This is a genomic window from Bacillus sp. SRB_331 (genome assembly GCF_003264175.1).
Taxonomy (GTDB): Bacteria; Bacillota; Bacilli; order Bacillales; family Bacillaceae_G; genus Bacillus_A; species Bacillus_A mycoides.
On the sequence record NZ_NADV01000007.1, the window covers coordinates 41889 to 64716 of the forward strand.

The 22828-nt window shown below is 34.4% G+C and carries 19 protein-coding genes; 12 read left to right on the forward strand and 7 right to left on the reverse strand.

The genetic code is table 11. The features are described 5' to 3' along the window. Window positions 1–44: 44 nt before the first annotated feature. Complete coding sequence (locus tag B5P42_RS03925) at window positions 45–1076, forward strand: acyltransferase (RefSeq protein WP_002130174.1); 1032 nt, start codon at window positions 45–47, stop codon at window positions 1074–1076. Window positions 1077–1304: 228 nt separating this feature from the next. After that, on the forward strand, window positions 1305–2750 hold the full coding sequence (locus tag B5P42_RS03930) for a DEAD/DEAH box helicase (protein ID WP_113733688.1): 1446 nt from the start codon (window positions 1305–1307) through the stop codon (window positions 2748–2750). Between the two features lie 43 nt (window positions 2751–2793). Here B5P42_RS03930 and B5P42_RS03935 read toward each other — a convergent pair whose 3' ends face one another. Beyond that, window positions 2794–3354, reverse strand: coding sequence for a DUF1836 domain-containing protein (locus tag B5P42_RS03935; RefSeq protein WP_113733689.1), 561 nt, complete (start codon window positions 3352–3354; stop codon window positions 2794–2796). Window positions 3355–3518: 164 nt separating this feature from the next. On the opposite strand from B5P42_RS03935, the gene trhA reads away from it, so the two are divergent. Both trhA and galE read left to right on the forward strand, forming a co-directional pair. Beyond that, entirely contained in the window at window positions 3519–4166 is a 648-nt protein-coding gene (gene trhA, locus B5P42_RS03940) for a PAQR family membrane homeostasis protein TrhA (RefSeq protein WP_002016441.1), read from the forward strand. 183 nt (window positions 4167–4349) lie between these two features. Further along, window positions 4350–5366 (forward strand): UDP-glucose 4-epimerase GalE, encoded by a 1017-nt coding sequence (galE, locus tag B5P42_RS03945; protein ID WP_113733690.1) that lies wholly within the window; start codon window positions 4350–4352, stop codon window positions 5364–5366. A gap of 49 nt (window positions 5367–5415) precedes the next feature. Here galE and pelG read toward each other — a convergent pair whose 3' ends face one another. The 4 genes from pelG to B5P42_RS03965 are packed head-to-tail and all read right to left on the reverse strand — an operon-like array spanning window position 5416 to window position 11115. After that, on the reverse strand, window positions 5416–6873 hold the full coding sequence (gene pelG, locus B5P42_RS03950) for an exopolysaccharide Pel transporter PelG (RefSeq protein ID WP_113733691.1): 1458 nt from the start codon (window positions 6871–6873) through the stop codon (window positions 5416–5418). Beyond that, entirely contained in the window at window positions 6861–8282 is a 1422-nt protein-coding gene (gene pelF / locus B5P42_RS03955; RefSeq protein WP_113733692.1) for a GT4 family glycosyltransferase PelF, read from the reverse strand. Before pelF ends, pelG begins: the two co-directional genes overlap by 13 nt. 3 nt (window positions 8283–8285) lie before the next feature. Further along, window positions 8286–10118 (reverse strand): DUF2194 domain-containing protein, encoded by a 1833-nt coding sequence (locus B5P42_RS03960; RefSeq protein WP_113733693.1) that lies wholly within the window; start codon window positions 10116–10118, stop codon window positions 8286–8288. After that, the gene (locus tag B5P42_RS03965) at window positions 10102–11115 is read right to left on the reverse strand and encodes a tetratricopeptide repeat protein (protein WP_113733694.1); all 1014 of its coding nucleotides are present in this window, start codon (window positions 11113–11115) and stop codon (window positions 10102–10104) included. The genes B5P42_RS03960 and B5P42_RS03965 overlap by 17 nt, the downstream gene beginning before the upstream one ends. 523 nt (window positions 11116–11638) lie before the next feature. On the opposite strand from B5P42_RS03965, the gene B5P42_RS03970 reads away from it, so the two are divergent. Both B5P42_RS03970 and B5P42_RS03975 read left to right on the forward strand, forming a co-directional pair. Continuing rightward, a complete protein-coding gene (locus B5P42_RS03970; protein WP_113733695.1) occupies window positions 11639–12229 on the forward strand; it encodes an AmiS/UreI family transporter in 591 nt (196 codons plus the stop codon). Between the two features lie 43 nt (window positions 12230–12272). After that, the gene (locus B5P42_RS03975; RefSeq protein ID WP_181458778.1) at window positions 12273–13217 is read left to right on the forward strand and encodes an NAD-dependent epimerase/dehydratase family protein; all 945 of its coding nucleotides are present in this window, start codon (window positions 12273–12275) and stop codon (window positions 13215–13217) included. An 88-nt stretch (window positions 13218–13305) separates the two neighbouring features. Here the strand turns inward: B5P42_RS03975 and sodA are convergent, their stop codons facing one another. Then, a complete protein-coding gene (gene sodA / locus B5P42_RS03980) occupies window positions 13306–13932 on the reverse strand; it encodes a superoxide dismutase [Mn] (RefSeq protein ID WP_002068665.1) in 627 nt (208 codons plus the stop codon). A gap of 218 nt (window positions 13933–14150) precedes the next feature. Between sodA and B5P42_RS03990 the strand changes: the two genes are divergently transcribed. Next, entirely contained in the window at window positions 14151–15221 is a 1071-nt protein-coding gene (locus B5P42_RS03990) for a nitric oxide synthase oxygenase (RefSeq protein ID WP_113733697.1), read from the forward strand. 362 nt (window positions 15222–15583) lie between these two features. Continuing rightward, window positions 15584–17152, forward strand: coding sequence for a BCCT family transporter (locus tag B5P42_RS03995; RefSeq protein ID WP_113733698.1), 1569 nt, complete (start codon window positions 15584–15586; stop codon window positions 17150–17152). A gap of 119 nt (window positions 17153–17271) precedes the next feature. Here the strand turns inward: B5P42_RS03995 and B5P42_RS04000 are convergent, their stop codons facing one another. Continuing rightward, window positions 17272–18570, reverse strand: a complete 1299-nt coding sequence (locus B5P42_RS04000) for an MFS transporter (protein WP_016127605.1) — start codon at window positions 18568–18570, stop codon at window positions 17272–17274. A gap of 328 nt (window positions 18571–18898) precedes the next feature. Here B5P42_RS04000 and lytS point away from each other — a divergent pair, with 328 nt between their 5' ends. The 4 genes from lytS to lrgB all read left to right on the forward strand — a co-directional run bounded on the left by lytS (window position 18899) and on the right by lrgB (window position 22677). Next, window positions 18899–20668: a two-component system sensor histidine kinase LytS gene (gene lytS, locus B5P42_RS04005; protein ID WP_002089899.1), complete on the forward strand. Its 1770-nt coding sequence runs from the start codon at window positions 18899–18901 to the stop codon at window positions 20666–20668. Next, on the forward strand, window positions 20646–21386 hold the full coding sequence (locus tag B5P42_RS04010) for a LytR/AlgR family response regulator transcription factor (RefSeq protein WP_113733699.1): 741 nt from the start codon (window positions 20646–20648) through the stop codon (window positions 21384–21386). Before lytS ends, B5P42_RS04010 begins: the two co-directional genes overlap by 23 nt. A gap of 132 nt (window positions 21387–21518) precedes the next feature. Next, window positions 21519–21950 (forward strand): antiholin-like murein hydrolase modulator LrgA, encoded by a 432-nt coding sequence (lrgA, locus tag B5P42_RS04015; RefSeq protein WP_113733700.1) that lies wholly within the window; start codon window positions 21519–21521, stop codon window positions 21948–21950. Window positions 21951–21984: 34 nt separating this feature from the next. Next, complete coding sequence (lrgB, locus tag B5P42_RS04020; protein ID WP_000168872.1) at window positions 21985–22677, forward strand: antiholin-like protein LrgB; 693 nt, start codon at window positions 21985–21987, stop codon at window positions 22675–22677. Window positions 22678–22828: the final 151 nt, after the last annotated feature.

Here is a 22828-nt window from a genome sequence, read left to right on the forward strand (position 1 = left end):
TACTGTAGAATAATAGAGAAATATATTAATTTAGGGGAGATTTTATGGGACGATTAGTGTATATGGATTGGCTACGTGTATTAGCGACAATTGCGGTCGTTACAATTCACGTTGCTGCTGGTTATGTTTCTACGTTAGATTCAAATAACGTGTCGCGTTGGCTGGCTGGTAATTTTTACGACTCACTTTCGCGTGCTAGTGTACCAATTTTTGTAATGATTAGTGGAGCCCTATTATTAAAGGGAACAAAAGATACTTCTATTGGGGAATTTTTAAAGAAACGTGCAAGTAAAGTGATTATACCTTTTATAGGTTGGAGTGCTATATTTTACATCTATGGGGCTTGCGTAGGATATTTTCCGGCTTCTTTAAAGCAAGGGATAAAGTACTTTTTAACAAATAGTATCGGGTTACATCTATGGTTCTTATATATGATTGTAGGAATATATTTAATCGCACCTTTACTGAAAGTATTTGTGAAAAATGCTAAGAAGAGAGAGATAGAATATTTTTTAATTTTATGGCTATATGCATCTGTAATAGTTAAACTAGTAAACTATTATTATCCTATCAACTTTAATATTGAATTATTTTATGTTACAAATTATGTAGGATATTTTCTACTTGGTTATTACTTATCAAATTATGATATTGCGAAAAAATGGCGGAATATTTCTTATATTGGGGGAGTTGTAGGATGTATTGGTACATTCTTTATGACATACCATTATACATTGAAAGCAAATGGACAGCTGGATCAATATTGGTATGAATATTTTGCGCCAGGTGTTGTACTTATGGCAATTGGGTTATTTGTCTTTTTTAAATATGCTTTCCAAAATTCAGAAAGGCAATTGCCATTTTTATTACGTGGCATAAACCAGGCAAGTCTTGGGATTTATATTCTTCACTTTTTCTTATTAAATAATTATCTATACATAGTCATTCCAAAGGTGAATGCACATGTACATGCAATATTGGCAATACCTATAAATGTAATTATTACACTTGTCCTTAGTATGTTAATAACTTTAGTATTGCAAAGAATACCGGTTGTAAAAAGGCTAGTTCCGTAAAGGGAAAATCTGAAAAAAAATATTTTTCGTTATGTAGATGGACAGGCTTATTATTAAGACTGTCCTTTATTATGTTGTTTTAAAAAACAATATAAAAAGAGTTATACTTAGGTTAAGTTGATGTTTTAGCGAATTAAAAATATTAGTTTGATATATCCTCTTAGTATAATTAAATGTAGGGGAATAAAAAATATAATTATTAAATACAGAATAAAATGAGGTTATTACATGAGTAAAAGAAGTTTTACCGATTATGCATTAAGTAAAGAAATTGTAAGAGCACTTACTGGTTTAGGATATGAACATCCAACGGAAGTGCAAGGAGAGGTTATTCCAGTTGCCTTGCAAAAGAAAGACCTTGTCGTGAAATCACAGACTGGAAGTGGAAAAACCGCTTCATTTGGCATACCACTTTGTGAAATGGTGGAGTGGGAAGAGAATAAGCCACAAGCTTTAGTTTTAACACCGACGAGAGAGCTTGCGGTGCAAGTAAAAGAAGATATTACGAATATAGGTCGTTTCAAAAGAATTAAGGCCGCTGCAGTTTATGGTAAATCTCCATTTGCACGTCAAAAATTAGAGTTAAAGCAAAAAACACATATTGTAGTTGGGACTCCTGGCCGTGTGTTAGATCATATTGAAAAAGGTACCCTTTCTTTAGAGTGTTTGAAGTATTTAGTTATTGATGAAGCAGATGAAATGCTGAATATGGGTTTTATCGATCAAGTAGAGGCAATTATTGACGAATTACCTAAAAAACGAATGACAATGCTATTTTCAGCAACACTTCCAAAAGATGTTGAAAAGTTATCTCGTACGTATATGGATTCGCCAACGCATATTGAAATTAAGGCCGCTGGGATTACAACAGATAAAATTGAACATACACTTTTTGAGACGAGAGAAGAGGAGAAGCTTTCACTTCTTAAAGATGTAACAACGATTGAGAATCCAGATAGCTGTATTATTTTTTGCCGTACACAAGAAAATGTAGATCACGTATTTAAACAGTTAGATCGCGTTAACTATCCTTGTGACAAGATACATGGTGGTATGGTACAAGAAGATCGTTTTGAAGTTATGGACGATTTTAGAAAAGGAAAGTTCCGTTATTTAGTAGCGACAGACGTAGCAGCTAGAGGAATTGATATTGATAATATTACACATGTTATTAACTATGATATTCCATTAGAAAAAGAAAGTTATGTACATCGTACGGGAAGAACGGGACGAGCTGGTAATAACGGGAAAGCTATTACATTCATGACGCCGTATGAAAATAGATTTTTAGAAGAGATTGAGGAGTACATTGGCTTTGAAATTCCAAAGGCACTTGCACCTTCAAAAGAAGAAGTTATGAAAGGGAAAGCAGTATTTGAGGAAAAGATACATGCTAAACCAATTATAAAGAAAGATAAAAATGCAGACCTAAACAAAGGAATTATGAAATTGTACTTTAATGGCGGGAAGAAAAAGAAAATTAGGGCGGTAGATTTCGTCGGTACAATTGCTAAAATTAAAGGTGTTACAGCAGAAGATATAGGAATTATTACAATACAAGACAATGTTTCTTACGTTGAAATATTAAATGGAAAAGGACCACTTGTTTTAAAAATTATGAAAAACACAACGATTAAAGGGAAACAATTAAAGGTTCATGAAGCAATTAAGTAAACAAAAAAACTATCCACCTCTAACAGGTGGATAGTTTTTTTGTTTAAGTTTCTTTGAGGTCATCAACTAGTTTCTCTGCTAAACGTCTATACATATTACTCATAGTCACGAAGGATGTTAGTAATAAAAACTTTTCTAGCTTTGGATCTTCTAAGGAAGAAACCTCGTTTACTTCCTTAACACGGTTATTCACGTCTTGCTGAAAGCTTTCCACATTGGTGTCAGTAAGAGAAAGGTAATCTTTATATAGAGTATTTAATTCGAATGTATCATCGTTTATTAACGGTGCATTTATATTTTCTAAGGAGCTTTTTATATCATTAATGGAAAGAGCTCCTTTTAATTGATAAATTAAACTGATTAAAATCATATGTTCTTTTGAATACTTTTTATTTTTGATAGGGATGAATAATTTCCCTTTTGCGTAATTGTTAATCATTGTTTTTGTTAATACTTTTTCATCATCAGTTCTCGTTGTATCCGCATAAGTATTCTCAAATAGTTGGACAACTTGGTCTACATATAAGTCGACATTTGGGATATCCTCAAGTTTAATACTTTTTTCTAAATGTAATGATTCAAGTAATTTATTTATATTTTCCACGTAGAACCCCTCACTTTTATAACTTAGTGGAACTTAATGTTTAGTATATCTTTAAATATGGTATTACGAAACAAATGAATTGTAAATGTTGACCCGCACGGATAATATGTATATAATTACATGTAGTTATGAAAACTACATGTAATTATATGAGGGGTGTTTATATGAATGTTTATGTAAGAGAACCGGTTAATGCATTTACTCACTTAGGAGGAGCTGTATTATCATTTATTGCATTATTAGCTATGCTTGTGAAAGTTTCTGTTAAGATGCCATCTGTTGCTGCAATTACAGCTGTTATTTTATTCGGTATCGGGATGATGGTCCTTTATATGGCATCAGCTGTGTATCATAGTGTCGTAGCCAGTGAACGTGTTATTTATTTCTTTAGGAAGCTAGATCATTCTATGATTTTCATATTAATTGCAGGTACATATGCACCCTTTTGCTTAATTACATTAAATTCGGCAAATGGTTTACTATTATTTTGTTTAGTTTATGCAACGGCAATTTGTGGTATTGCTTTTAAAATGTTTTGGTTTAATTGTCCAAGATGGTTATCGACAGCAATTTATCTTCTGATGGGTTGGTTAATTGTTCTATTCTTTGCACCGCTAGCTGAGAATCTAAGTACAGGAGGTATTATTTTCTTAGTACTTGGAGGCATTTTTTATACAATTGGTGGGTTTATTTACGGTGCGAAGCCAAAATGGTTGGAGTTTAAATATATGGGACACCATGAAATTTTTCATGTTTTTGTATTGTTAGGTAGTCTTGCACATTTTCTAAGTGTATATTGTTACGTAATTTGATCAAAAAACGCCACGCGATGTCTGTTATGTGGCGTTTTTTTATTACCTGATTTGAATCGTGTATTGTACAAAAAATCATGGGATAAAATGTAAGTTTCTGTGTTCGCATAATAAACATATGATAAGAAATATGTGATATACTTTGAGAAGTTTATAATGAATGAAATATGGAGGACTATAATTATGGCAATACTTGTAACAGGTGGAGCAGGATATATTGGTAGTCATACATGCGTAGAATTACTAAAAAACGGTTACGAAATTATAGTAGTAGATAATCTTTCGAATAGCTCAGTAGAGTCTATAAATCGAGTGACAGAGATAACAGGAAAACAGTTTAAATTTTATAAAGAAGATATTTTAAATCGAGAAGCACTTGATACGATTTTTGAAGAAAATACAATTGAAGCTGTTATTCACTTTGCAGGCTTTAAGGCTGTAGGGGAATCAGTAGAAATTCCGTTAACGTATTATCATAACAACATTACAAGCACATTAGTGCTATGTGAAGTGATGCAGAAGCATGATGTGAAGAAGATGATCTTCAGTTCGTCTGCAACAGTGTATGGTATTCCAGAAACATCACCAATTACGGAGGAGTTTCCATTAAGTGCAACGAATCCATATGGTCAAACTAAATTAATGATTGAACAAATTATGCGTGACGTAGCATTCGCGGATGCAGAATGGAGTATTGCATTACTTCGTTATTTCAACCCATTTGGTGCGCATGAAAGTGGACGTATTGGAGAAGATCCAAACGGAATTCCAAATAACTTAATGCCATATGTAACACAAGTAGCAGTAGGGAAGTTAAAGGAATTAAGTGTATTTGGAAATGACTATCCAACAAAAGATGGCACGGGTGTCCGTGATTATATTCATGTTGTAGACTTAGCAAATGGCCATGTAAAGGCACTTGAAAAGGTACTTGGCACTACTGGGATAGATGCATACAATCTCGGTACAGGTACTGGTTATAGTGTATTAGAAATGGTTGAAGCATTTGAAAAAGTTTCAGGCAAGGAAGTTCCTTATAAAATTACGGAACGTCGTCCTGGTGATGTGGCAGTATGTTTTGCAGATGCATCGAAAGCGAAGCGTGAATTAGGATGGGAAGCAAAACGCGGATTAGAAGAGATGTGTGCAGACTCTTGGAGATGGCAATCAAATAACAAAAATGGCTATCTAGAAGTTTAATAAACAGATAAAAAAATGACCTTTTGCGGGAGCAAAAGGTCGTTTTTATTTATTTATTTCCATTAAGTTTATTAGCAAATTTAGTAAAGAAAGTTCGCCGTTTTATAGGAGTATTTGACTGACAAAACGTATAGTAATCAATATCTTTAATGTAAGTAAAGAGTCTAGAAATAGCATATAAGAATGTAATAGAAGATCCGAGTGCAAAACTAATACCGTAACCATTAAATCCAAATGGAAGTAGAAGAAGACTTAATAACAGGTTTGCAAAAAAGAACAGGGCTGATGTTCGAAATGCCCCTTTACGATCTTCAAAATATAAGAGTAGTAACGTGATAACAAGGACCATCCCGTTTGCATAAGCACCAATTATAGTCAGCTGCAAAATAGAGTATTCAAGTGTTACGTTCCCAGATTGTGAACTAAACATCCATATTATAAAAATAATAAGTAAAGAAAAAATACCTTGATTACGAAGTATTCGTTCCATTTCTTGCTTTAGGACAAAGTTCATTGATTCTTTTAATTGTAAAATTGTATTTAATGTCGCCCCATTTTTAACTGAACCGAAGAACTTCTTATACCGTTCATAAAACCTTGTTTCAATGGATACTACGAAGAAAATATAGGTTGGGATAATGCTTAAATAAGCCCAGAAAACAGATGTATCATAAATTTGATGATAAATAAACGTGTTTTCAATATTTCCTCGCCCTTCTCCGAACCAAATAACAAAGTTATATACCCAAATGCCAATATTGTAAAGTAAGCTTGACCAAAATAGTTCTGGATATTTATCTAAATAAGAAAGAAAGGTAAATTGTTCAGTAGCATCACTATTTGGAAACATTCGTACAATAACTATACTTAACCACACTAATGTAATGAAAGTCCCGATTGTAAAAGAAATTAAAAGTAATAGGGCCAATCCGTGTTCTATTCCAAGTGTTGGATGCCAGTAAGCGATAAGTGCAATTCCAGATAAGGAGAAAATAGAACCAATTAAAAATGCAAGAGCGATGGACTGATAATCTTTAGCTGCTGTTAAATAAATGGATTGAATCCAAATGATGTTTAAAGCTAAAAATAAAAATAGCATCACAATTTTATAATACAAGGCTAATGGTGTAAAAATTGCAAACAAAATCCATAAGATAATAGCTAAAAAAAGTGTGATTTTCGTCATTCCTAAAAAGGAAGAAAATACTTTATCAGCTTTTTGCTCGTATAAAAGGTCGGCCACATATCTAGTTACGATGAGCTGCAAGGCACCATATATGATTTGAGAAAAAATGAAGCAGTATGAAATTGAAATTGTGAAAAGGCGCTGTTCCTCAATTGAAATAGAATGGAACAAACTTAAAATGTATCGAATAGCTGTTACTGCTAAAATAACGACTAACCAAGGACCAGCTGTAACAAATAATGAAAATCCGTACGCTTTTATTCTGGAAGAATAGTAGTCTTCTTGGAATAATTTTTGTAAACGAAATCCTATCCCTGCCATGTTTTTTTACCTCTTTCTAAGTAAAGCTTACGATAACTATCAACGACACCTGATAATTGATAGTGCGCTTCAATACGATTGCGCCCGTTATCCCCAAATTGTTGAATGGATTCAGGGTGACGATAATACCACTCTAAATAAATGGCAACTTGTTCAGGAGATACAGGTGGTACAACAAATCCACATTGTCCGTAAGGATCTTCATCTTGTCCGTAAATTAATTCCTTACAAGAGCCGACATCTGTAACAACCCATGGTAATCCTGCTGCCATTCCTTCTAACATAGCTAATGGTTGTCCTTCAGATATACTTGTTAATACGAGAATATCTGTTTGTTTTAAGTAATCTTTAATATTTACTTTGCCGGTCATTATTACATGCTCTTCTAATCCTAATTGTTGAATTAAATCACGACATTCCTGAGCATATTCTGCTTCTTCTGTATCAGGACCTAGTAAGTAAAATATAAATGGAATATCTTTTTCTAATAATAATTTAGCTGCATAAATCATTGTTTTTACATCTTTAATTGGCACAACTCGTATAATAGCGGAAATGATGAGTTTATCCGAATTGTATTTTGGTTTACGTAACCCTTTATAGTCAGATAAAGTAACGCCATTTGGAACGATTTTTAGTTTATGGGCCGGAGCACCTAATTCTTTTTGATATGCGCTATTTCGGCCGAACAACGTAATTACATCAGCGGCTTGTTCATATGCTTGATGAGACAAGTGATGAAAGAAAGAAACCCATCTTTTTTTATATTCAATTGGTATCCAAGTAGATTGTAGTATTTCTTCTTCACGCTCCCGAGAATAAATACCGTGTTCAGTTAGAATAAATGGTATATCGGACTTGGCACTAATTGCAGCACCAAGCAATCCACCATACCCTGTCGATACAGAATGAATAAGATCTAATTCAGGAAAATCAATTTGTAAAATTTGAATGATTGGTGTGAACATAGATCTCCACATCCAAAAGTAATTTAAGAAGGATCCACTACTTTCTTCATATAAATAGCTTTCTTTAACAATTGCATAAAATTCACGGCTTTCGAAGAAGGAATGGGGTGTTCCTAGCTTTTGTTTATTTCCTAATATTTGTAATGCTGTTGTATCGTTAGCTTGAAATGTAAACCATTTTTGAAGTGTCTGTACTTCTTGTTTAGTTAAATTAGTTTTTATATGTTTTGCTTCATTTTCTGATTGCAAAGGAATCAGAATGATGTCTTTTACATTGCTTGGAATTTCATATTGATATTCATCCTCTGTTTTTACTTGAGGGACTATCGCGAAAATCGTAAATTCATGTTCTTTAAACTGCGGGATAATCATTTGAACCCAGCTTGCTACCCCTCCACTTACAAATGGATAGCTGCCTTCAACGACCAAACCTATTCTCATCTGTTATGCTCCTTTAATTGGAATCGTAGCGCTGGCTTTCGTTAACGTAACGCTATAAATTTGGGAATCAAGCTTTTTAACTGTACCGTAAGAGAATGAGCCAGGTTGTATCTTCTTACCTTCTTCTACACGTATAATTGTTGAAGTATGGTTTGGTAACCCTTTATATGCAATGTGAACAGCATCATCTTCATAAGAAACATCTAGGTCACCAGTTTGATAAATTTTCATAGAAGCAGTTGCTTCACTTTGGGTCATACTTTTTATATAAGGATATCTTTCTCGTATTTCTTTAATTGTCTTTTTATAAGCTTTAAATAATTCTTCCCATGTTAAATTACCTGAGCGTTTTTCATCAAGGATATCATCTGGATGGACGAAATGTGAGATAACCCCTAAATTTGCGGTAACATCAGTTAAGATAAATTGCTCTTCATCTGTGATAGCATAGCCGCTCGTAATGCGCGGGAAGTGATAAATGTTTTTATTATGTTCATCTGGTCCAAATTCTTGAATTAAACTACCGTTACTTTTACTTCCCACATATAGAGAAGCAACTGTTTCCATAGTTGGAACCGCGTCGTTTAATGCACTTAATCCAGCTGTATTTATAATATTGGATGGTGGTACATAGGTTTTTAATTTTTCGTTTGGAAAGAAGTTATACACGAGTTTTTGCAGAGCATCTAAGGAGCTCTCCATATCCTCTTTTGAATTCCATGGAACATATTCAAGTGCTTTATCTACTGGATCTGGTGGTAATAATAAAGGTTGATGGTTATAGCCATGAATGCCTATTTCCCCGCCGTGACTTAGTAATTCTCTCCCAAATAATAAATAGGTATTTCTATTTTTACCTGTGAAATCTTCAAAGGGTGGCGTTACTTTATTTTGGTACGTCCCAATGGCAACACCCGTATATTTAATATCAAGATCTTCAGAGATATCCTTCATATTTTTCCACCAATGTTTTTTATAAAATTCTTCAACAGAAATTTTTTCTTTCGTTAAGTTTTTTAGTTCTCCACTTGGAATCGGAGATGGGAAGTCATCGATATACATAATCTCCGCTCCAAGTTGTGCTGAAGCGAAAGCCGGGAAAATAGTACCCAGTGATTGAACGAACATACCTCTACCTAATTTATCGTTCAATGCTGTTGTATTCCAATATAAGACTTTTCCTTCACCGTAGTCATTGGTCCAAAGGATGGGAGTATCTTCCGCTGTAATCCAAGTATTAGTTGTATTCTCATCTAGCGTAATATTCATTGAGCTATGAGTAAACAATGGAGAAGAACTTGAGAGATCTGGATAACCAGGGAATAAAACTTCTTCAAAGGTTAATCCTTTCGCATCTTTGAAACCTTCTTTTTGGGTAATACCAAATAATGTGTTCCAGGAAGGATCTGAATCAAGTCGGTTTGCGATAATAATTCTTCCGCCCATTTGTACAAAATTTTGAATATCAGCTTGTGGAAGTTGCTCCATTATTTCACCTGTAATAATAATCCCTGTATAGGGAGAGGGAGTAAGTCCCTTAATTTCATTAGCTGTAATATCTTTATAGTGTAGGTGTGCGTAATCCATTGCCTTCTTCGTATTAAATTCGACTTGTTGCCCTAATGTATTATCCGTTTTTAAAACGTATAATTGCATTTTTTGTCCATTTTGAGCTACATCTTTTGCTTTGAGTGTTTTAACAGTATCTGTTTCTTTAGTTTTAGGAACAGAAAACTTTTGATAAAAATTTTCTGTTCGATACATAAGGCTGGATAAAATTAAGAGAAATAAAATGATACTAATAATCCCGATATATATATTAATTCCCTTTTTCAATGTGTGCGCCTCCAAACTGCCTTACAAATAATTGATATTTACGCGGTAGTATATGAACTCTTTTTGCATCTGTTAGATTATTAATTAAGTTATAGAGCTCGTCCCATAACTGTTGCTCATAATATATTTCAAGTAAACCAGCGTAACCGTAATATGATTCAGGATAGAAATGAATAAGATTTAAAAATTGTTCTTCAGACTTTGCATATTGTTTTGTGTGTAGAAACAGATTTCCAAGATGGAAAGGGTAAAGAGGTTCGTTAGGGAATAGTTCTACACTTTGTGTAATAAAATTCATAAATTTAGCGATTATTTTTTCTTTTTGCTGATTAGAAAGAAGACCACTGTTTATATATCTTAAATAGTTAGAAACCAATTCTTTTGCAATTTCATTTTGTGGATTTTGTAGAAATTGCTTATTTAAGTATTCGATCTGTTTTTCGTACCGTTCATTTAGTAAATTAATAGTAGTTGCTGCGTAATGAACAGTTTCAGGATCTTTATGGTGAATGGCTTCTTTCAATAAGCCTCCTTCATTAGCAATAGAGGAGGAGCTTAACTGTACAATGAGTTGTTTATGTAATTCAGGCTTATCTAGTTCTAATCCAGAAGAAAATGAAATTAAGTCCATATCTTGTTTTGCTGATTCTAAAATATCTTCGTAATTATCAACGTGAAAGGCAACAATATTGGAGTGGCCAGGATAAGAAATACGGATTTCATACAAATCAATAGAGTCATCTAAATCAGCATAAAAAACTGCTAAGTGGTTGCCTTGTAAAATATATGGGAATGCTACTTCCGTATTTTCACCAAGTAGTACAGGTAATTTTACAGGATTAGAATAGTTAGACCAATCCCAAACCTCTATAGTTACATGGTGTGTGTAATATGCATCTAAATTTACAATGTTTACTACTGCTGAAACAGTTGCAGGCTCTCTTGTTAATACACCTGTGGAGTGAAAAACAAAATGATTTGGATAATGAAGAGGCATAAATATCAAACCTTTCTAAATTAATATGAGTGTACGATATTCTATGCAAATAATTAATAGAATGAGATAGGGAAAATGTATCATTCTACTAATTTTTTATAGAAATTCAAAACGTAGTATTGAAAAGTATTCCAACACTTGTATCATTGTTAGAGTACGTTTATAATCAAGGAATCCTATTTCATGTTTTGATAGGGTTATTTATTATTGAAAGCGTTTTAAATTTGTTATTTTTTAAGGTAGGAAGTCTAACTTATTCAGATTAAAAATTATGTATGTAGTTTTAAATAGGAAGAAAAATAATAAAGTGAAACTTTAATCAGTGGGTGGGGGTTGTTCATCCCCACTGATTATTAGCCTTCACTAATCGGACTTTACGGGCAGTTGATTTCCCACTTAACTTCTTTGCTCTAGCTGAATTTTGAGGTGGGAGTTTTACTGCTCGTTAATGCGGGATAAAGTATCACTTTATATTGTGGGGAGGTTAAAAGTGTGAAAGGGAAAGATTTTCACACGAATATATATGGGTTACGTAGGATTATTACTTTCAGGTGCAGCTTTATTTTTAAATAGCCTTGTCATATTAGGCAAAGTAGAGATGAAAAGTGCAGGTGTCTTTAATTTATTTGTGGGGGCATTACAAATTGTCATTCCGTTCTATTTGATTATGATTTCTGATCAAAGTAATTGGACGGTATATTCATATGCGGCTACTTTTTTATTTGGTTTAACTTATTTATATGTAGGCGTTACTTTTATTAAAGGAATGGATAGTAGTGGACTAGGCTGGTTCTGTATTTGGGTAGCAATTATTGCTTTATTCTATATGATTGTTTCATTTGTTCAATTCCACGATGTTGTTAATGCGTTAACATGGTTTATGTGGGCATTACTTTGGTATTTATTCTTTGTATTAAATGCACAAAAAAAGAATATCAATCAATATCTTGGCAGAATTGCCTTTGTACAATCATGGGTAACATTGACGTTGCCTTCACTCTTTTATTTTATGGGAGTATGGGGCGAGGGATTCATATATGAACTATGGGTTTATGTATCAGTAATTTCTATTTTATATTGCTGCTATTGTATTTTTAAATATCGAGTACGTTAATGTATCGTGTGTAGAAAAAACATGGAATCGTTAAACTGATTCCATGTTTTTTTATTTTAGCGTTTATAATAATAGAGGTAGTATTTTACAATTTGTAAAAACGGGGATGATGAAGGTGAAAAAAGTATTGGTGCTAGGGGGAACAAGATTTTTTGGTAAACATTTAGTAGAAGTACTGTTGCAAGCTGGACACGATGTAACGATTGCGACGAGGGGAGTTACTGAAGATTCATTTGGAAGTGCAGTAAAAAGACTGATTGTAGATAGAGAAGATGAGAGGCTACTAGAAGAGCGTTTTGAAGGTAAAAGTTATGATATCGTATACGATAATTTATGCTATAGCTCGAATGCAGCGAAGATAATATGTGAAGTACTAAAAGGAAAAACGAAGAAATACATTATGACATCTTCAATGGCTGTCTATGATCCTGGGTTAGGCCTATTAGAAGAAAAATTCAATCCGTACGAGTATACAATTACGTATGGAGGGAGGAATGATTTCAATTATAGTGAAGGCAAGCGATTAGCTGAAGCAGTTTTATTTCAACATGCAACATTCCCAGTCGTTGCGGTAAGATTTCCCGTCGTTATTGGAGAAAACGATTATACGAAAAGATTACAATTTTACGTTGAACATGTTGTGAAACAAGAGTCTATCGTTGTGGATCATGTAGATGGAGAGTTGTCATTTATACATGAAAAGGAAGCAGGACAGTTTTTAGCTTGGTGCGGGATGGAAAACATAGAAGGGCCAATTAATGCTTGTAGTAACGGGGTGGTTTCTACCAGAGAAGTTATTCGTTTCATAGAAGAGAATACCGGGATAAAAGCGCTCATTCAAGAAGTAGGAGATAATATAGCTCCTTATAATGGAGTGATTAATTGTACGTTACATAATGGAAAGGCTCGTGAATTAGGATTCCCGTTCCGAGAGTTGAAATTAGAGACGGAAAAAGTTTTACGTTATTACATAAATACAATGAAATAATCATAAATCCCCCGGTGGCAATCCGGGGGATTCTGGAGGATTTCGACAATACTAATTTTACATTACCAAATTTACCTTATACGCACGACTAATGTGTTTGTGATTGAATTGCTTGTAAATACTTTTCATTTACCCGGTCCCAGTTCACCGTATGCCACCAGTTGGTAACAAATTCTGGACGCCGATTTTGATACTTTAAATAATAGGCGTGTTCCCATACATCGATGACGAGTAATGGAATTTTACCTTCTTGCAAAGGTGTATCTTGATTGGGTGTACTCATAACGGAAAGTTCCTCACCGTCCAGAACAAGCCATCCATAGCCACTTCCAAAACGACTAATAGCTGCTTTGGAAAGTTGATCTTTTAAGTTGTCAAAGGTATTGAAATAATAATCAATTACTTTTGCAACGTCTCCATTAGGCTCACCGCCACCTCGCGGGCTCATTAATTCCCAAAAAAGACTATGACAATAATGTCCACCACCGTTATTTCTGACAGCTGTAACAATTTCTTTTGGTAAAGTTTCTAAATTACATAGTAACTCTTCTAAAGATTTATTATGTAATTCCGTATAGTTTTCTAAAGCGGCATTCAAGTTATTTACGTATGTCGCATGGTGCTTTCCATGATGAATAGAAAGCGTGTTGCTATCGATATATGGCTCTAGTTCATCATAGTCATATGAAAGCTTTGGCAATTGAAATGAAGACATAACATTCCCTCCTTTCTTATTAAAAAAGTTGGTCTAGGTAAAAATAATTTACCTGAGTCAAAAATACACCTATTTTTTATACAAGTCAATAGTAATCTCTTTAATTTTCTGAAAAATATTACAATAAAAGTAACACTTCGACTTTCATTTGTGACTCTTATTCTTTTTGCTTATACTGTAAAGTAGTAACGTTTTGTTGAAATAGAAGGAGATCGTTTATGAGTAAAACGAAACAATTAATAGAGGAAGCGAGTCATTTTATTACGGTTTGCTATAAAGAGCTTAATAAAGAACAATTCATAGAAGAGAGAATAAAAGAAATTCAAGTTGAGATAGAGAAGGCGGGGACGTATGAGCATACATTTGAAGAACTTGTTCATGGATCACGAATGGCATGGCGCAATAGTAATCGATGTATCGGAAGACTATTTTGGAGTAAGATGCACATATTAGATGCACGTGAAGTAAATGATGAGGAAGGTGTATACAATGCATTAATTCATCATATTAAATATGCAACGAACGATGGGAAAGTTAAACCGACAATTACAATTTTTAAGCAATATCAAGGTGAAGAAAATAATATACGAATTTATAATCACCAATTGATTCGGTATGCAGGATATAAAACAGAAATGGGAGTGATTGGTGACTCTCATTCCACTGCGTTTACAGATTTTTGTCAGGAACTTGGCTGGCAAGGAGAAGGTACGAATTTCGATGTATTGCCACTTGTGTTTTCTATAAACGGGAAGGCACCTATATATAAAGAAATTCCGAGAGAAGAAGTAAAAGAAGTGCCAATTGAACACCCAGAATACCCGATTTCGTCACTTGGAGCAAAATGGTATGGGGTTCCAATGATTTCAGATATGTGCTTAGAAATTGGCGGTATTTCTTATACGGCAGCCCCGTTCAATGGATGGTATATGGGAACAGAGATTGGGGCTCGTAACTTAGCGGATCATGATCGCTATAATTTACTTCCGGCTGTTGCGGAGATGATGAAGCTCGATACATCGAGAAACGGTACGTTATGGAAAGACAAGGCGCTAATTGAATTAAACGTGGCTGTTTTACATTCTTTTAAAAAACAAGGAGTTAGTATTGTGGATCACCATACAGCTGCACAACAATTTCAACAATTTGAGAAGCAGGAAGCGGCATGTGGACGGGTTGTAACAGGTAATTGGGTGTGGCTCATTCCACCGTTGTCGCCAGCTACCACTCATATTTATCATAAACCGTATCCAAATGAAATTTTGAAGCCGAATTTCTTCCATAAATAATAGCTAGTATAGTTTTTTTTCTGCAAAATATAATTTTTTTTAATTACTGTTACGTAGCAAATGGAAGCTTTTACTATCGGCTATTTTTGGAAAGGGCTTTTTGAACCAAGGAGTTCCTTATGTTATAATCAAATTTCTGTTTCGAAGACCTTATAGAAATATAAGGTCTTTTGTTTTGCTTTTTTATGTAATAGGAATAGAAATTTTCTTTTAAATAAGGGATTTAGCATATTTTTAGGGACAACATAAGTGTGTAGGAAATTGATGAATTATTATTCTTATATAATCATTGTGTTTTGGGTGTAAACAAGAAAACATAATAAAGTTGTTTTTTTAGATTGCTGAGGAAGGAGGAAGTGTAAATGAGGATGAAGAGTCGAAAAACGGATTGGCCTGTATTTCTTATTAGTGGTGGCTCACTTTTATTATTTGTAATTGCAGTTATTTTAAATAAAAGTTACGTAGAGGGAGCCATTAATAGCAGTTTTGCAGCTTCAATTAAATATTTTGGTGCCTTTTGGCAGGTTTTATTAATTGGTACATTTGTTGTTGCAATGTGTATGGCGTTTTCGAAATATGGGAGAGTTAAACTTGGGGGACTAGAAAAACCTGAGATTAGTACGACAAAATGGCTCGCTATTATTATGTCTACATTACTTGCCGGAGGTGGCGTTTTTTGGGCAGCCGCAGAGCCGATGTACCATTTGATGACGGTGCCACCAATACATGAAGGTATAACTGCTGGAACGAAAGAAGCGGTAATGCCGGCTTTAGCACAAAGTTATATGCACTGGGGTTTCCTGGCTTGGACGATTTTAGGTACAATTAGTGCGGTAGTTATGATGTACGGGCATTATCATAAAGATATGCCTTTAAAACCTCGAACGCTTTTATATCCTATTTTTGGAGAGAAATTGCGAAAGAGTTGGCTTGGAACAATGATCGATGTATTTGCCATTATTGCGGTAGCTGCAGGGACGATTGGTCCAATCGGATTTTTAGGACTACAAGCAAGTTATGGGTTACAAGCATTGTTTAACATTCCTGATGTGTTTACTACTCAATTGGCCATTATTGTTTGCGTAGTAGCTGTTTCTACTATATCTGCGGTAACGGGAATTGATAAAGGGATTCAAATTATAAGTAATTTAAATGTTAGGTTAGCAGTTCTATTAATGGTATTTGTATTACTATTTGGACCAGGTGGATTTATTATCGATTCATTTGTTTCTTCGTTTGGATTTTATATAAATGAATTTATTCCAATGAGCACATATCGTGGTGATACAGCTTGGTTAGGATCGTGGACAATCTTTTTCTGGGGATGGTTTGTTGGATATGGACCGATGATGGCAATTTTAGTGAGCCGAATTTCAAGAGGAAGAACAATCCGAGAAATCATCGTTGCAATTGGAATTATTGCACCTATTATTACAACGTTTTGGTTTACTATACTAGGGGGATCAGGTGTGTTTTATGAGTTAATGAATCCTGGTTCTATCTCGACCGCATTAAGTGAATCTGGTATGCCAGCGGCTATGATTGCAATTACAGAGCAACTGCCACTATCTAATATTATTGGACCTGCATTTCTTTTATTAACAATTTTATTTGTAGTGACAACAGGAGATTCAATGGCTTATTCGATTTCAATGGCAGTGACTGGAGATGGAGATCCTAGAATTAGTTTGCGAGTTTTTTGGTCGCTTATTATGGGCGCAGTTGCGGCGATTCTTTTATATATGGGTGAGGGAAGTATTAACGCCTTACAATCCTTCATTGTAGTGACGGCTGTTCCGGTATCTATTCTGTTATTCCCAATGCTATGGCTAGCGCCTAAAGTCGCAGGGGAATTAGCGTTAAAACAAGGTATTGTAAAAGAAGAAGATAAAACTAGCTTCTTGTTCCAAAAAGCTAGTAAATCAAAATAAATAATTGTATTTATATAAGAAGAGGAAGCATTTCATTTGAGATGCTTCCTCTTTGCTATTTATCCAAATACTTTTTCTGAGGGGACAGTATTTGGATAAACATTTCGTATAGTTTCAATCTATTCTAATACTTTATCTTTCGTCTCTGGGACACATAATAGCATTGTAACTAAACCGATTGGATAGATAATGAAGATGAGAGATAATGCTCCCATTAAATTACCACCTGCAGCAAGTAAGCCGATAATAACAGGTCCAAATCCAGCTAACCCACGTCCTGTACCGAAAATAAAGTTCTCTGCTGTCGAGCGAGCTTCAGCAGGATAGTTTTCAGCTAAAATTGCTCCGAATCCCCCCATCATGCCATTGGCAAAGAATCCAAGCAATGCACTTCCCCATAACAATGATGTTGAGTCTGTGAATAAGAAGAAGTAAATGAGACAGTATATAGTACCACCGACATAATAGATTGTAAAAGTTTTACGGCGACCAATTTTATCGGCTAGAATACCAAAAGTCGCAATTCCAATTAGCATGCCGATCGTAGAGATGAACATCCAGCCGCTCGCTTTTGCTAATGTGTAGTTATATTTATTCGCTAAAATAGTTGGCATCCATGTGAAAATCCCATAATATCCGAAGTTCTGGATGAATGACATAATAATAAGACCAATTGTTGTTATCGTTACTTTTTTATTGGCAAATAACTTTCGAAGTGGGAACTTTTTCATTTGCTTTAGTTGTTCTGCCTCAGTAGTTGTTAAATTACCTTTAGCTTCTTTTTGTAACAATTCTTTTTTGTATCGTTGTTTTTGTTCCCATATTTTCGGTTCACTTAAACTTTTGCGGACGTAAACAGCTAGTAGAGCGGGAATGAGTCCAAATAAGAAAACAGCTCTCCATCCGAAATGCGGGACGATAAATGCCGGAAGGAGTGAAGCGACTAGTACGCCAAATTGCCATCCAAGTGCAACAACGGATGTCGCCTTAGCGCGCATTTCTTTAGACCATGTTTCAGTTACGATGGCCATCCCAATCCCGAATTCACCACCAACTCCCATTCCAACTAAAAAGCGAAGAATTAATAATTGCCAATAATCTGTTGCGAAATAAATAAGTGCTGTTGCTAGTGAGAATAGTAAGATTGTGAAGGCCATCGTACGGATACGCCCAAATAAATCAGCAATAAATCCAAATAAATAAGACCCGATTAGCATTCCTATTGTGGTAGCTAATGTTAAGTTTCCACCTTCAACAGGGCTTAAATGAAATTCTTTTAAAATGTAGACGAGTACGAAAGATAAGAGCAACATGTCTAAACCTTCTGCTGCATATCCTAGCGCAGAACCAAACAATGTTTTATATCTTTTCTCTTTCGTCTCCTCTGTTGTTGATTGTACATCAGTAGTGACGTTCATCATTACTCCTCCTTATTTTCTTCTACAGTCGCTATGGAAGAATAACAAAAGGCCTTCTCACCTGATATGATGAGAAGGCCAAAAAAGCATACGTATCCTTAAAAAAGACCATACGTATAGTATATTCCGACTTCCTTCTCAACCTCACGGGGTTGGGTTAAAGGACTGTATTATATTACTTTATTTTTAGCACTCTTCTGTTAGATTGTCAAATAAAGAGGGGATAGTTATGTGTAAAATATTTCAAAAAACATTTCATTCTCCTTGACGCACGCTTCATTATTTTCCCATAATAAAACTAACTAATATAAAAAGGAATGAATCACAGATGCTAAATTTAGTACTTATGATGATTGAACGCGTCGGACTTATTGTTATTTTAGGATTTTTACTCTCTCATATTAAAACGTTCCGGCGTCTTCTTCATAAGCAAGACGGATATGTAGATAAGTTTAAGCTTATTTGTATTTTTTCAGTGTTTACAATTGTAAGCAATTACACAGGGATTGAAATAGCAGGAAATACTATTATGAATGAAAATTGGTTACAAGGTGTTTCATCATCCAGCACAATTGCGAATACACGAATCATGGGTGTTGGAATTAGTGGATTGCTTGGCGGTCCTATCGTCGGAATTGGAGTAGGTTCTATTGCGGGTATTCATCGTTATATGCTTGGCGGGACGACGGCAGTAAGTTGTGCAATTTCATCAATTTTGGCTGGGATTATAACAGGTTATATTGGATATATTTTCAAAAAATATAACCGTACTATTACTCCTAAATTTTCTGCGATTTTAAGTGTTTTTATCGTTACTTTAGAAATGCTTATGATTCTATTAATTATAGAAGATGGACTTAGTGTTGTGAAAACAATTGCGCTACCGATGATTCTTGTAAATAGTTTTGGCAGTTTCATTTTACTTTCGATGATACTAGCTATTTTACGACAAGAAGAAAACGCAAAAGCTTTGCAAACGCATAAAGTATTACGAATTGCTGATAAGACGTTACCATATTTCCGCCAAGGGTTAACAGAAGAGTCTTGTAAACATGTGGCACAAATTATTCACCGCTTTACGGGAACAGATGCGGTATCCTTAACAGATACGGAGGAAATCTTAGCTCACGTTGGATTAGCATCAGATCATCATATTCCTTCACACAGTTTAATAACAGGTTTATCAAAAGAAGTATTAAAAACAGGGAAAATAATGAAGGCAAAATCACGTGAGATTATTAATTGTCAACATGAAGGGTGTCCATTACAAGCGGCAGTTGTTATTCCATTAACTTCACATGGAAATACGATAGGAACATTAAAACTTTATTTTAAAAACCCTAATCAATTAAGTCGTGTTGAAGAAGAGTTAGCGGAAGGGCTAGCGAAAATATTCTCCACACAGCTTGAGTTAGGTGAAGCTGAGTTACAAAGTAAGTTATTGCAAGATGCCGAAATAAAAGCGTTGCAAGCACAAATCAATCCGCATTTTTTATTTAATGCAATTAATACAGTATCAGCTTTATGCCGAACAGATGTAGAGAAAGCGAGAAAATTATTATTGCAGCTTAGCGTTTATTTTCGTTGTAATTTGCAAGGGGCACGACAATTACTTATTCCATTAGAACAAGAGTTGAATCATGTACATGCATATTTATCGTTAGAGCAAGCGAGGTTTCCGAATAAGTATGAAGTGAAGATGTACATTGAAGAGGCACTAAAGGTGACTTTAGTTCCACCATTTGTGCTTCAGCTATTAGTTGAAAATGCATTGCGCCATGCTTTTCCGAAAAAGCAGCCAGTGTGCCAAGTCGAGGTACATGTGTTTGAAAAAGAAGGGATGGTTCACTTTGAAGTAAAGGATAATGGACAAGGGATTGAGAGTGAACGTCTAGAGCAATTAGGAAAAATGGTAGTTCCATCAAAGAAAGGGACGGGAACAGCCTTATATAATATTAATGAACGACTTATCGGGTTATTTGGGAAAGAGACAATGCTTCAAATTGAAAGTGAATTAGAGCAAGGGACAAAGATCCTCTTTGTGATTCCGAAAAAAGTAGAGGAGGAAAAACGGAGTGTTAAAAGTATTAGTAGTTGATGATGAAATGTTAGCACGGGATGAATTGAAATATTTATTAGAGAAAACAAAAGAAGTAGAGATAATTGGTGAGGCGGATTGTGTAGAGGATGCATTAGAAGAATTAATGAAAAACAAACCAGATATTGTTTTTCTAGATATTCAATTATCTGATGATAATGGATTTGAAATCGCAAATATATTAAAGAAAATGAAAAACCCACCTTCAATTGTGTTTGCTACTGCATATGATCAATATGCGTTGCAAGCATTTGAAGTAGATGCGTTAGATTACATTTTAAAGCCATTTGATGAAGAACGTATCGTACAGACATTAAAGAAATATAAAAAACAAAAGCAAATAAAGTTAGAAACAAAGCAAGATGTAAAGAGTGTAGATGTAACGGCCGAGATGCATAAATTAGCATTACCAATTGAGGAATCAATTGTACTTGTTAACATTGAAGATATTATTTATGTAGGGCTTGTAGATGGGAAAGTAACTGTAAAAACAATGAGAGAAACATATGTAACACATGATACGCTTGTCATTTTGGAAAAGAAATTACCACAAACAATTTTTATGCGTGTTCATCGTAGTTTCGTTGCTAATATTAATCATATTTCTGAGATACAGCCGTGGTTTAATTCGACTTATAACTTAATTATGAAAGAGGGATCCAAAGTCCCGGTTAGCCGTACATATGCAAAAGAACTTAAAAAGCTGCTTCGTATTTAAGAAGCAGTTTTTGTATTTCACCGTATGATTTTTGTAATTGGCTGTTTATATTTGACATCCCGTTATGTAAACGCTTACTTAGGTGTTTATATCCTATAAAATAAAGGTACCAAATCGAAAGAGGTGGCCAAAATGAGCACAAAAAAAGTATATGGTTTTCTATCACAAATATTCGTTTTTTCAGCTATTATGTTAGTTTCTAATATTATATCAACCCATTTACCAATTCCGATGCCTTCATCAGTAATCGGGTTAGTCGTTTTATTTAGTCTATTATGTTTAAACGTTATTAAATTAGAGCAAGTTGAATCACTTGGAACAGCTTTAACAGCTATTATCGGATTCCTTTTCGTCCTATCAGGTATTTCAGTTATTAACTCTCTTGGTGTAATGAGCCAATATTTCGTACAAATTCTAACTGTAATCGTTGTCGCAACAATTATTTTACTCGCTGTAACAGGATTATTTGCACAATTTATTTTAGGAAAAGACGATAAAGAAATAGAAGATACGAAAGAATTGAAAGTAGTAAATAAAGGACGCAAGCACGGAAAAGTTGCGTAACCAATTTAGTATATATTGTTAGGAGGGAATGAACATGGCAAGCACAATGACTCCATATTTCGGAATCGTCGTTTCATTAATCGCATACGGAATCGGAACATTATTATTTAAGCATTCAAAAGGATTCTTCTTATTCACACCATTATTCGTAGCGATGGTATTAGGGATTGTCTTTCTAAAAGTAGGTAACTTTACTTTTGAAGAATATAATACTGGCGGAAAAATGATTAGCTTCTTCTTAGAACCAGCAACAATCGCATTTGCAATTCCATTATATAAACAAGTTGATAAGTTAAAAAAATATTGGTGGCAAATTTTATCGGCTATTGTGGTTGGATCTATTTGTTCAGTGGTTGTTGTGTTCATTGTCGCAAAAGCAATTGGTCTAGATACAGCTGTAATGAACTCAATGTTACCGCAGGCAGCAACAACAGCAATTGCATTACCAATCTCTGAAAGTATCGGTGGTATTCCAGCAATTACATCATTTGCAGTTATCTTTAATGCTGTTATCGTATACGCATTAGGAGCTTTATTCTTAAAAACATTTAGAGTTAAACATCCGATTGCTAAAGGTTTAGCGCTTGGAACAGCAGGACATGCGTTAGGGGTTGCAGTAGGTATCGAAATGGGTGAAGTAGAAGCAGCTATGGCCAGTATCGCTGTGACAGTGGTTGGTGTCGTAACAGTGGTGGTTATTCCAATGTTCATGCCGTTTATTGGATGATAAAACTTACTAAAAAAATATAAAAGCAAGTTATTTGTAGGACGGATTTCTACTGATAGCTTGCTTTTTATGTTACAGTAGTGGTAAGACCTATTGAAGGATAAAAGTTTCCTTAAATCTTCATTAATACTACGTATAATGCGTTCTGAAA